Origin of the sequence: Sphaerisporangium viridialbum (genome assembly GCF_049674955.1) — a bacterium.
In the GTDB taxonomy this organism is placed as follows: Bacteria; Actinomycetota; Actinomycetes; order Streptosporangiales; family Streptosporangiaceae; genus Sphaerisporangium; species Sphaerisporangium viridialbum.
The window spans coordinates 8,745,868-8,758,130 of sequence record NZ_CP187232.1 but is presented as its reverse complement, the minus strand read 5'-3'; the positions used below and the strand labels follow the sequence as shown (position 1 = coordinate 8,758,130).

The following is a 12,263-nucleotide window of genomic DNA, read 5'->3' as shown; positions in this document are numbered from 1 at the left end:
ACGCACCGGGCGCCGCCGGGAATTGTGAGGGCAAGGAGTGATCTTTGCTTTCAAGTAGGTCCCGGCTTGATGCCGGTGTATGGGCAGGCGCGGTCGTATTCACCCCCAGAGTGACGGATGTCATCTCGGGGGATCGGAGGTGTGATCCTGAGGCTCTTACATGGGACTGCCCCCATAGTCCCTCTTCAAGCCTGCCTAAGGGAAGTTAGGGGTGCCCCGCACGCCATTCGTCCCCGAGTGTTGCCGTGTGAGGGGGGAGCCGTACATGATCAAGTTGAGATCACATTGACTGGTCCGCTTTAGTGATGTTTGAGCACGTTGGGGAGTGGTGAGAGCGAAACGCATGAGATCTGGTAGGCGCACAAGAGTGTTTCGGTCGCGCGTCGTGGCGCTGAGTAACTAGGGTCTGGCCCCGTGAGAGCAATACGCAGGTTCACCGTCCGTACCGTCCTTCCCGTGGAGCTGGCCGCCCTCGGCGAGCTCGTACAAAATCTGCGCTGGTCATGGCATCCGGAGACCATGGACCTGTTCGCCGAGGTGGATCCGGACACCTGGGAACGGGTCGGGCACGACCCGGTGGCGTTGCTCGGAGCGGTGGAGGCCGACAGGCTGGCCGAGCTGGCCCGTGACCGCAGGTTCCTCCGCAGGCTCGCCGACGCCGCGGACGACCTGCGGGAATACATGACCGCGCCCCGTTGGTACCAAACCCTGGCCGACGCCCCCGCGGCCATCGGCTACTTCTCGCCCGAGTACGGTATCGCCGCCGCGCTCCCGCAGTACTCCGGCGGCCTCGGCATCCTCGCGGGCGACCACCTGAAGGCCGCCAGCGACCTCGGCGTGCCGATCCTCGGGGTGGGCCTGCTCTACCGGCACGGCTACTTCACCCAGTCCCTCTCGGCCGAGGGCTGGCAGCAGGAGCACTACCCGAGCCTCGACCCCGGCGGCCTGCCCCTCAGCCTGCTGAAGGAGGAGGACGGCGCCCCGGCCCGCGTCGCGATCCCCCTGCCCGGCGGGCGCACGCTGCACGCGCAGATCTGGGTGGCCCAGGCGGGCCGGGTCCCGCTGCTGCTGCTCGACTCCGACGTGGCCGAGAACGACAACGCCGCCCGCGACGTCACCGACCGGCTGTACGGCGGCGGCACCGACCACCGGCTCATGCAGGAGCTGCTGCTCGGCATCGGCGGGGTGCGCGCGATCCGGGCCTACTGCCGCATCACCGGGCACCCCGAGCCCGAGGTCTTCCACACCAACGAGGGCCACGCGGGCTTCCTCGGCCTCGAACGCATCCGCGAGCTGACCGAGCACCGGCTGTCCTTCGACGAGGCGCTGGAGGCCGTCCGCGCGGGCACGGTGTTCACCACGCACACACCCGTCCCCGCCGGCATCGACCGCTTCCCCGCCGAGATGATCGAGAAGCAGTTCGGCGGCGACAACGCCTGGCCCACCGTTCCCGTGGAGCGCATCCTCGCGCTCGGCGCCGAGCCCGGCTCCCCCGAGGCCGAGGCCGACGCGGCGGTCTTCAACATGGCCGTCATGGGCATGCGGCTGGCCCAGCGGGTCAACGGCGTCTCCGAGCTGCACGGCGAGGTCAGCCGAGGGATGTTCCAGGGGCTCTGGCCGGGGTTCGACCTCGACGAGATCCCGATCGGGTCGATCACCAACGGCGTGCACGCCCCCACCTGGGTCGCGCGCGAGGTGATGGAGCTCGCGGGCAAGGAGCTCCCCTCGCTGATCGAGAAGGCCCAGGGCTGGGAAGGGGTGCAGAAGCTCTCCGACGAGGACATCTGGGGCATCCGCGGCCGGCTGCGGCGCCAGCTCGTCGACGCCGCCCGCGAGCGGCTGCGCGCCTCCTGGCGCGCCCGGGGCGCCTCCACGGCCGAGCTGGGCTGGATCGACGAGGCACTCGACCCCGATGTGCTGACCATCGGCTTCGCGCGGCGGGTGCCCTCCTACAAGCGGCTCACGCTCATGCTCAAGGACCCTGACCGGCTCCGCGAGCTGCTGCTCGACCCCGAGAAGCCCGTCCAGATCGTGATCGCGGGCAAGGCGCACCCGGCCGACGAGGGCGGCAAGAAGCTCATCCAGCAGATCGTGAAGTTCGCCGACAGCGAGGACGTGCGCCACCGCATCGTCTTCCTGCCCGACTACGACATGAACCTCGGGCAGCTCATGGTCCAGGGCTGCGACGTGTGGATGAACAACCCCCTGCGCCCGCTGGAGGCGTGCGGCACGTCGGGCATGAAGGCCGCGCTCAACGGAGGGCTCAACCTCTCCATCAGGGACGGCTGGTGGGACGAGTGGTACGACGGCGACAACGGCTGGGCCGTCCCGACCGCCGACGGCGTGGAGGACCCCGACCGCCGTGACGAGCTGGAGGCCGCCGCGCTGTACGACCTGATCGAGCGCGAGGTCGCCGACCGGTTCTACGACCGCGCCGACGGCACGCACCCCCGGCGCTGGCTCGACATGGTCAAGCACACGCTCAGCTCGCTCGGCCCCAAGGTCCTCGCCGGGCGCATGCTGCGCGACTACGTCGTCGACCTGTACACGCCGGCCGCCGGCTCGGCGCGCGACCTGTCCAAGGGCGACCACGGCAAGGCGCGCGAGTTCGCGGCGTGGAAGCTGCGGGTCACCCGTGCCTGGCCGGGCGTCCGGGTGGAGCACATCGAGGCGTCCGGCATCGGGGACACCCCCGAGCTCGGGGCGGCGATGGAGGTGCGCGCGACGATCGCGCTCGGCGAGCTGTCCCCGGACGACGTGAGCGTCCAGGCCGCGTACGGCAAGGTGGGGGTGCACGACGAGCTGATCGGGCCGTCGTACGTCACGCTCCAGGCCGACGCGGTGGGGGACGACGGCAAGGCCACCTACACGGGGGGCGTGCCGCTCGACCGCACGGGCGCCTTCGGGTACACCGTCCGGGTGGTCCCCATGCACCCGCTGATGTCCTCGCCTGCCGAGCTGGGTCTCATCGCCGTCCCCGAGGAGCCCGTCGGCATGACCAACGGGACGCTTCGCTAGAACCCACCGAAAGGGCCTTCGGAGGACATAACCCCACAAATCGGGCAAGCTATCTCGAATGTATCGGCCACTGACTGGGCAGGGCTGACGGAGGCAACGCGATTTCATCCGTGAAGGAGCGTGATCCGTCGTGGAAGGCTGGACATTCGAGGGACAGCCGGGAGCCCTGGGGGACACCACGACCACGCTGGTCGAGGGGGGATCGTTCTGCGTCTGCGAGCAGAACGGCGACATCCTGCCGGGCGGGGCGCAGGGCGTGTACTACGCCGACACCCGCCTGGTGTCCCGGTGGGAGCTGCACGTCGACGACGCGCCCCTCGAGAGCCTGAAGGTGGTGCCGGGGGAGCCGTACCACGCGGCCTTCCTCGGGCGGACCCCTCCCCGTCCCGGGCGGGCCGACAGCACGATGCTGGTGATCAGGGACCGCTACGTCGGCGGCGGCCTCCGTGAGGACGTCACGTTGCGCAACCTCGCGGACGAGGCCGCGGGGTGCCTGGTCACCCTGCTGGTCGCCTCCGACGTCGCCGACCTGTTCGAGGTCAAGGCGCACCGCATCCAGTGGGTGACCGACGTCGAGACCATGGTCGACAGGACCGGGCTGAAGATCGTCTCGGCGAGCCGGTCACGAGGGGCCAGGGTGATCGCGGAGGCCGAGGAGGCGGAGTTCAGCGCGATACCCGGCCTGCTGACCTTCAGGACCGTCGTGCCCGCCCGCAGCGAGTGGCGGGTGACCCTGCAGGTGAACCCCATCCTCGACGGAGAGGAGGCGCCCGCCTGGTTCTCCGCGCGCCACCCGGTCGAGCACGCGGAGCCCGCCATGCGCCTGGCCGAATGGGTGCGCAGCAGCCCGGGCATCAGCACCACGAACGTCGCCCTGGCCCAGGCGCTCCGCAGGTCGAGGACCGACCTCGGCAGCCTGCGGCTGTTCGAGAAGAACAACCCGGACGAGCTTCCCTCGATCGCGGCGGGCGCGCCGTGGTTCATGACCCTCTTCGGCCGGGACTCCCTGCTCACCTCGTGGTTCGCGCTCCCGCTCGACCAGACCCTGGCCCTCGGCACGCTGCGCCGCCTCGCCGAGCTGCAGGGCACCAAGGTCAACCTGCTCACCGAGGAGGAGCCCGGCAAGATCCTCCATGAGCTGCGGTACGGCGTGGAGCCCGGCGCGCCCGCGTGCAAGGGGGGCCAGCCCTACTACGGGTCGGTCGACTCCACCCCGCTGTTCGTCATGCTGCTGGGCGAGCTGAGGCGCTGGGGCCTGCACGGCGACGACGTACAGCGGCTCCTGCCGCACGCCGACGCGGCGCTGGGCTGGATCGAGAACTACGGCCAGTGCGACAGTTTCCTCTGGTATCGGCGCAAGACCGATCGCGGCCTGGTCAACCAGGGGTGGAAGGACTCCTTCGACGGCGTCAACTACGCCGACGGCAGCCTCGCCAGGGCTCCCATCGCGCTGGCGGAGGCGCAGGGCTACGTCTACGCGGCCTACATCGCGCGGGCCAACCTCGCCCACGAGGCGGGGGACCCCGAGACCGAGCGGCGCTGCGAGAAGCGGGCGGCGCTCCTGCGCGAGGCGTTCAACGAGCGGTTCTGGCTCCCCGACAAGGGCTACTTCGCGATGGGGCTCGACGGTGAGGGGCGCCTGATCGACGCGCTCGCCTCCAACATGGGCCACTGCCTGTGGACCGGCATCGTGGACGAGGACAAGGCGCCGTCCGTGGCCGAGCACCTGGTGTCGCCGGAGATGTTCAGCGGGTACGGCGTGCGGACCCTGGCGGCCGACATGGGCGCGTACAACCCGATGAGCTACCACAACGGGTCGGTCTGGCCGCACGACAACGCGATCATCGTGGCGGGGCTGATGCGTTACGGCTTCGTCGAGGAGGCCCAGCGCATCGCGGAGGGGCTGCTGGAGGCGGCGCACGCGTGCGCGGGGCGGCTCCCCGAGCTGTTCTGCGGCTTCGGGCGGGAGGAGTTCCCGACGCCCATCCCGTACCCCACCTCGTGCGCGCCCCAGGCGTGGGCCGCGGCCTCGCCCATCCAGCTGGTCAGGTCGCTGCTGCGGTTCGACCCGTGGGTGCCGTACGGGAAGGTGTGGGTGGCCCCGGCGCTACCGAAGGGATTCGGCCTGCTGCAGGTGTCGAACCTGCCCCTCGGTGAGGCCAGGCTCATGGTGAAGGTGCAGGAAGGCGATGACTCCGCCACCGTCTGCGGGCTTCCCGGAGGCGTCCAGCTGATCAACGAACCTCGCCCGCCGACAGCGATCTCGGTGCCTGACCGCGACTGATTTTGAGGGTGCGCGGAGGGGTATGAGCACTCCGGGGATCCGGCTGGAGGTGCGCTCCTACATGGCCACATCGATCGGCGTCTTTGGTCGGCGGCACGCTCCGCGAAACGTCGGAGACTCTTCCGGCCTGCGCGTCGCCATGGTGGCGCCGCCGTGGTCGGAGGTGCCTCCCAAGGGGTACGGCGGCATCGAGGCGATGCTCTCCGACCTCGTCGGGGGGCTGATCGGGCTCGGTCACGAGGTCACCCTCATCGGCGCGGGCAGGACCACCACCAAGGCCACCTTTCTGCGCACCTACCGCCGCGCGCCCTCAGAACGCATCGGCGAGCCGATGCCGGAGGTGCTGCACACGGCCATCGCCGCCCGGCTGCTCTCCCAGCTGGACGCCGACATCGTGCACGACCACACCCTCGCGGGGCCGCTCACCGCCCTGGGCAGGCCCGCCCCGACCGTCGTGACCTGCCACGGGCCGGTCGACGGCGAGCTCGGGGAGTACTACCGCACCCTGGGTGACCGCATCTCCCTGGTGTCGATCTCGCTCGCCCAGCGCACCTACGCCCCCGACCTCAACTGGGTCGGGCAGGTGTACAACGCCGTGGACACCCGCACGTTCCCCTACAGGGAGCGCAAGGAGGACTGGGTGCTGTGGATCGGGCGGTTCGCCGGGGACAAGGGGGCCCATCTGGCCATCGACGCGGCGCGGGCGGCCGGGCGCCGCATCGTGCTCGCGGGCAAGCTCGTCGAGCCGGCCGAGTTCGCCTACTTCAACGAGCACGTCCGCCCGAGGCTCGGGCCGGACGCCCGTTATGAGGGCGAGGCCAACATCGTGCGCAAGCGCCAGCTCATGGCGGCGGCGCGCTGCCTGGTCTTCCCCATCACCTGGCAGGAGCCCTTCGGCCTTGTGATGATCGAGGCCATGGCCTGCGGCACCCCTGTGGTCGCGCTGGGGCTCGGGTCGGTGCCCGAGGTCGTCGTGGACGGGGTCACGGGGTTCGTCCGGCGGTTCCCGCACGAGCTGCCCGCCGCCATCGAGGCGGTCGACGGGCTGCGGCCCGCGGACAGCCGCTCGCACGTGGAGCGCGACTTCGATGTCATGGCCATGTCCACGGGGTACGAGCGCGTCTACCGCGAGGTCGTCGCGCGCGCGGGGCTCCCGGTGCGGTGATCGCGTCCGCCCGTATCGTGGGGGTGCCGCACTCCAGAGCCGGGGTGCCGTACCACTGAGGAGGGCGTCATGACGGAGTTCGCACGTGTCGAGGCCGGCGGCGGGGTCGCGACCATCCGGCTGGACCGGCCGAAGATGAACGCCCTCAACGGCCAGATGCAGCGGGAGCTCGCCGCGTGCGCCCGGCTGGTGGACGCCGACCCGTCGGTGCGGGCCGTGGTCATCTACGGGGGAGAGCGGGTGTTCGCCGCAGGGGTGGACGTCAAGGAGATGGCCGACATGACGTATGCCGATATGTCGGCACACTCCGCTGAGCTGCAGGCCTGCTTCACCGCCGTGGCCAAGATCGGCAAGCCGGTCATCGCGGCGGTCACCGGCTACGCCCTCGGGGGCGGCTGCGAGCTGGCCCTCTGCGCAGACTTCCGGATCGCCGGCGAGGGCGCCAAGCTCGGCCAGCCCGAGATCGCTCTCGGCATCATCCCGGGCGCCGGCGGCACCCAGCGCCTGCCCCGCCTGGTCGGCCCCGCGCGGGCCAAGGACCTCATCTTCACCGGGCGCCACGTGGGCGCGGCCGAGGCGCTCGCCATCGGCCTGGTCGACAAGGTCGTCCCGGACGCCGACGTGCACGCCGAGGCCGTCGCCCTCGCCGAGCGGTTCGCGGACGGCCCGGCCATCGCGCTGCGCGCCGCCAAGCTGGCCGTCGACCACGGGCTTGACGTCGACCTGACCACCGGCCTGGAGATCGAGCGGCTGCACTTCTCCGGCCTGTTCGCCACCGAGGACGCCCGCGCCGGGCTTCGCGCGTTCACCGAGAAGGCCAAGCCGGAGTTCACCGGCCGCTGACCGGCCCGTACGGCGTGCGGGCACGGCGTCGCGGAAGGCCGGACGGCGGGCGTGCCCGTGACGGCGGGGCGGGGCATAGGCACCATGGGGAATGTGACATAACGGTATTCATCAGCAGTTCGGAGAGATCATGGTTTGCCGCTAAGGTGACCGGTCATGTCGGGGTTTGTTATGCGCGTCCTGGCGCCCCTGCGGGTCCGGCGCGCCATACTGAGCCGGTTGGACGGCCGGTACGTGACACGGGCCGATCACCGGCAGGACGTCCGGGATTCGCTGTGGGAGGTCCAGGCGCTCAAGCGGGAGGTCGCGGCGCTGAGGCGCGAGGTCGACCAGCTCCGCCAGCGGTCGGCGGGCACGAAGGCGCCTTCCACCGACCCGGCGCTCGCGGCCAAGGTCGCCGACGCCCACAGGCTCGCCACCGAGACGGCCTCCGCCCTGGACCACGTGCTCCAGTCGGAGGTGCTGATCTGGCAGGCCATCGACACGATCCGCGAGGCCGGGGGTCAGGAGAAGGCGGCCCCATGAGGGTGAGCTGGACGCCCGGCGGGGACCTGTGGGGGCTGCGGCTCCGGCTGGATCCCGGTGAGGGTCTCACCGGCACCGTCACCGACGGCCAGCGGGTGGAGCTCACCACCGACACCTGCCACGTCCGGCTGCCGCGTCAGGCGGCCCCCGACGCCGAGCGGATCCACCCCGACCTGCTCGCCCTCGCCGCGTGGACGGTCGCCGCGCCCTGGACGTCCGGCAGGATCGTCTTCGACCGGCCCATCTCCGCCGAGCTGGCCGCCGCCCTCCACGATGGCTGGGGTGTCGAGGCCGGGCCGGTCGGCGCGTCGTCCCGGACGCCGGGCACCCGGCTCGCGATCTCCTACAGCGGCGGCGCCGACTCGGCGGCGGTGGCCGCGATCCTGCCCGACGCGCCCCTGGTGCACTTCCGCCGCGTGAGCCACCCGCGCGTCCCCAACCGGTGGACGCACTACCGGTCGGACGTGCTCGCCGACCTGGCGGAGCGGACCGGCAGGGAGGTCGTCACCGTCGAGTCCGACCTGGAGTTCCTCCTCAGGCACCCCCGGCCGGGGTACCCCGAGCATCACGCGGTCATGATCGGCGCCGTCCTGCTGGCCGGCGCCATGGACCTCGGCGGCGTGGCGCTGGGGTACGAGATCGGCTCGCGGTGGCTCGGCGGCGGCCGGTACGTCCACCGGTACACCCCCGACAACCCGATGTGGTCGGCCCACGGGCCCTGGGGACGGGCCTTCGCCGCCGCGGGTCTGCCCCTCGTCCTGCCGGTGGGCGGGATCAGCGAGGCGATGACGATGCGGCTCGCGCTCGGCTCCGGGCTGCGCGACCAGGTGCGGTGGTGCCTGCGCGGCGACAGCCACGGCCCGTGCGGCCGGTGCGGGAAGTGCCTGTACAAGGAGCTGATCCAGGCCGCCATCGAGCGCCGCCCGATGCGTACCACGATCACCGCGGACCGTCCGGTGGCCCGCAAGTGGCAGCAGCCGCCGCCGTACGGGGGCCAGGAGATGATCGAGTACGGCTGCGCCCACGTGCCCGGCATCGAGGACACCCCCTTCGCCAGGGCCGCCGGGTATCTCGGGGCCACCCGCGAGTCCACCTTGTGGCTGGAGCGGTGCTACCCTCCGGCCGTCGAGGAGATCCCCGAACCGTGGCGTGATGGCATCGAGTCGATCATGCTTGACGAGTTCGGGTTCATGAACGCGGAGGACATGGAGCGGGTGGAGAGCTGGGGACGGCGATGAAGGTTTACCTGTCGGTCGACATGGAGGGCGTGACCGGGCTCACCGACCCGGAGGAGATGCACGCCGGGGGCAGGGGCTACGAGCGCGGCTGCGAGCTGATGACCGCCGACGCCGGCGCGGTGATCGCGGGAGCCTACGAGGCGGGCGCCTCGGCCGTGGTCGTCAACGACGCCCACGGATCCACCAAGAACCTCCGCGTCGACCTGCTCGACCCGAGGGCCTCGCTGATCCGGGGCCCTGGCAAGCCGATGCGCATGGCGCAGGGGCTGTCCGCCGACTTCCAGGCCGCCTGCTTCGCCGGCTACCACGCGAGGGCCGGCGTCCAGCACGGAGTGCTCAACCACACCTGGATGGGCAAGGAGATCCACAACGTCTACCTCAACGGCGAGGTCTGCGGGGAGACGCGGCTGGTGGCCGGCTTCGCCGGGTTCCTCGGGGTGCCGGTCGCGCTGGTGACCGGCGACGAGGCGGTCTGCGAGGAGGCCCGCGCGCTGCTCGGCGACGTCGAGACCGTCGCGGTCAAGAAGGGCATCGACAGGTTCTCGGCCGAGCTGCTGCCGCCCAGCGTGGCCCAGGCGCTGATCCGTGAGGCCGCCGCCCGGGCGCTGAACCGCCTGAGCGACTTCCGGCCGTACGAGATCGCGCCCCCGTTCACGCTCGGGGTCGAGTGGAACTCCACCGCCATCGCCTCGGGCTGCGCGCTCATCCCGGGCGTCCGGCCGGCGGGCCCCCGGCACACCGAGTTCACCACGGAGGACTTCCACGACATCATGGGGCTGCTCGGCGTGTTCGCGACTCTCGCCGGCCAGGTGGCCTGCGGCAGCGGCGTCTACGGCTGACCCATGGACAACGATGGGTTACCCGGGCGCCGAGAACGGCTGACGCGCAGGTCGCTGCTCGTCGGCATCGGCGCGGCCGGCGGCGCCGGCGCCATGTACGCCGCGATGGGGGTGCTGGGGCTGGCCCCCTCCAAGGAGACGGCGCCCGTGCGCCCCACCGGCGGCGCGGGGCTCCCGGACCCGTACGTGCCGCCCCAGCCGTCCGACTTCTCCCTGCGGGGCGGGTCTCCGGCGAAGGTGCTCGTGCTGGGCGCGGGCGTGGCCGGGCTGGCGTGCGCGTACGAGCTGGGCAAGGCCGGGTACGACTGCACGGTCGTCGAGGCCCGCGACCGGGTGGGCGGCCGGAGCCTGACCCTGCGGGGCGGCGACGCCGTCACCGAGCTGCCCGCGGGGACCGCCGCGATCGGCGAGACGCAGCGGGTGACCTTCGGCGCCGGCACGTACTTCAACGCGGGACCGGCCCGCATCGCCCAGTGGATGGTGACGCTCGACTACTGCCGCGAGCTGGGCGTCCCCCTTGAGGTCTTCGTCAACAACAACGCCAGCGCCTACGTCCTCACGGCCGGCATGAAGGCGCCCGTGCGCGCCCGTACGGCCCGCGCGGACGCCTACGGGTACATCTCCGAGCTGCTGGCCAAGGCCACCGACGCCGGGGCGCTCGACGCCGAGCTGACCGGCCCCGACAAGGAACGGCTGCTGGACTTCCTGTCGGAATTCGGGGAGATCGGCCAGGCGCGCGGGTACACCGGCGGCGAGCGGCGGGGGTACCGCGTGAACCCCGGAGTCGGGCCGGGCGCTCCCCTCGGCCCGCCGCCCTCCCTCACCGAGATCCTGAGCCAGGGCCTCGGCCGGATGCTGACGATGGACGCGGGCTACGACCAGGCGATGCCGATGTTCCAGCCCGTGGGCGGCATGGACGCGATCGTCCGCGCGCTGGCGGGACAGGTCGGCGCCGGCCGCATCAGGACCGGCACGCGGGTCACCAGGATCACCAACCGGCCCGAGGGGGTGGAGGTCGCCGTCGAGGGCGGGGCCCCGCTGAAGGCCGACTACTGCGTCGCGGCGCTTCCCCCGCACCTGCTCGCGAAGATCCCCGGCAACCTCGGCGCCGACGTCAGGTCCGCGCTCGCCACCCCCGTCCCGCTGTCGGCGGGCAAGCTCGGCCTGGAGTACGGCCGCCGCTGGTGGGAGATCGAGGACCGCGTGTACGGCGGGGCGACGGAGACCGACCTGGACGTGGGCCACATCTGGTACCCCTCCTACGGCTTCCACACCGAGCGCGGTCTGGTGGTGGGCTACTACAACACCGGCGAGAACGCCGAGGCGTACAACGCGCTGTCCCACCGCGAGCGCCTCCACCGGGCCCTGGTCCAGGGCCGCAAGGTACACGGCGGCAGGTACGGCAGGGACCTGCTCTCAAGCGTCTCGGTCGCCTGGCGGCGGCAGCCGCACATCGAGGGCTCGTGGGTGCGCTGGCCGTCGATGAGCGGTCTGTCGCTGCTCCAGCGCCCCGCCGGGCGGGTCTACTTCGCGGGCGACTGGCTCACGCATCTGATCGCCTGGCAGGCGGGGGCCTTCGAGTCCGCCCGTAAGGTGGTGACCGAACTTCATCACCGCGTACTGAAGGAGGGGTGACCCATGAGGCTGGGCACGCTCGACTGGGTGCCCGCGGGGGAACGGCGAGACCTGCTCGCCGACCCGGTGGCCCGGGCTGTGGAGACCATGACCGACGAGGTCGCGGTGGCGCCCATCGACCCGGCGCTGGCCGACACCGCCGCCTTCTGCGAGCGGTACGGCGTGACGCTCCAGGAGTCCGCGAACTGCGTGATCGTGGCGGCGAAGCGGGGCGGCGAGACGCGCTACGCCGCCGTCATGGTGCTCGCCACGATGCGCGCCGACGTCAACGGGGTGATCCGCCGCCACCTGGACGCCCGCAAGACCTCGTTCGCCCCGCAGCAGGACGCCGTCGAGATGTCGGGCATGGAGTTCGGGGGCATCACGCCCCTCGGCCTGCCCGACGACTGGCCCGTGCTCGTGGACGCCGAGGTCGCGCGGCAGCCGTACGTCGTGATCGGCAGCGGCATCAGGGGCTCCAAGCTGGCGCTCGCCGGTGAGGCCCTGACCCGCCTGAAGACCGCCGACGTGGTGGCTCTCGCCCAGTGAGGTGTCCGCCCTGTAAGACTTTCCAGATATGGGAAACCCTTGGGGCCGGTTCATCCGTTGTACTACCGGGAATGTGGCCTCATGGTTCATCTCATGGGCGGGGTTTAAGCCGGTATGGTGCTACGTGCCGTGAACGACCGCGGGCGGATGTCCGCGGGGTGCTCTCATAGCCACGACGGGCCGAGAGG

The 12,263-nt window shown here is 71.5% G+C and carries 9 protein-coding genes; all 9 read left to right on the top strand.

Translation table 11 applies throughout. The features are described from left to right. Positions 1 to 414: 414 nt before the first annotated feature. Entirely contained in the window at positions 415 to 3,018 is a 2,604-nt protein-coding gene (gene glgP / locus ACOZ38_RS39360; protein ID WP_424536002.1) for an alpha-glucan family phosphorylase, read from the top strand. Between the two features lie 130 nt (positions 3,019 to 3,148). Then, positions 3,149 to 5,302: a glycogen debranching N-terminal domain-containing protein gene (locus ACOZ38_RS39355; protein WP_424536001.1), complete on the top strand. Its 2,154-nt coding sequence runs from the start codon at positions 3,149 to 3,151 to the stop codon at positions 5,300 to 5,302. 22 nt (positions 5,303 to 5,324) lie between these two features. Then, positions 5,325 to 6,467, top strand: a complete 1,143-nt coding sequence (locus ACOZ38_RS39350) for a glycosyltransferase family 4 protein (RefSeq protein WP_424536000.1) — start codon at positions 5,325 to 5,327, stop codon at positions 6,465 to 6,467. 69 nt (positions 6,468 to 6,536) lie between these two features. Further along, positions 6,537 to 7,310 (top strand): enoyl-CoA hydratase/isomerase family protein, encoded by a 774-nt coding sequence (locus ACOZ38_RS39345; RefSeq protein ID WP_424535999.1) that lies wholly within the window; start codon positions 6,537 to 6,539, stop codon positions 7,308 to 7,310. 156 nt (positions 7,311 to 7,466) lie between these two features. Further along, a complete protein-coding gene (locus tag ACOZ38_RS39340; RefSeq protein WP_424535998.1) occupies positions 7,467 to 7,835 on the top strand; it encodes a hypothetical protein in 369 nt (122 codons plus the stop codon). Further along, positions 7,832 to 9,073: a DUF6395 domain-containing protein gene (locus ACOZ38_RS39335; RefSeq protein ID WP_424535997.1), complete on the top strand. Its 1,242-nt coding sequence runs from the start codon at positions 7,832 to 7,834 to the stop codon at positions 9,071 to 9,073. The genes ACOZ38_RS39340 and ACOZ38_RS39335 overlap by 4 nt, the downstream gene beginning before the upstream one ends. Beyond that, positions 9,070 to 9,912, top strand: coding sequence for a M55 family metallopeptidase (locus tag ACOZ38_RS39330; RefSeq protein WP_424535996.1), 843 nt, complete (start codon positions 9,070 to 9,072; stop codon positions 9,910 to 9,912). Before ACOZ38_RS39335 ends, ACOZ38_RS39330 begins: the two co-directional genes overlap by 4 nt. Before the next feature lie 3 nt (positions 9,913 to 9,915). Next, positions 9,916 to 11,547 (top strand): flavin monoamine oxidase family protein, encoded by a 1,632-nt coding sequence (locus ACOZ38_RS39325; protein ID WP_424535995.1) that lies wholly within the window; start codon positions 9,916 to 9,918, stop codon positions 11,545 to 11,547. 3 nt (positions 11,548 to 11,550) lie between these two features. Continuing rightward, complete coding sequence (locus tag ACOZ38_RS39320; protein WP_405141270.1) at positions 11,551 to 12,075, top strand: YbaK/EbsC family protein; 525 nt, start codon at positions 11,551 to 11,553, stop codon at positions 12,073 to 12,075. Positions 12,076 to 12,263 lie beyond the last annotated feature (188 nt).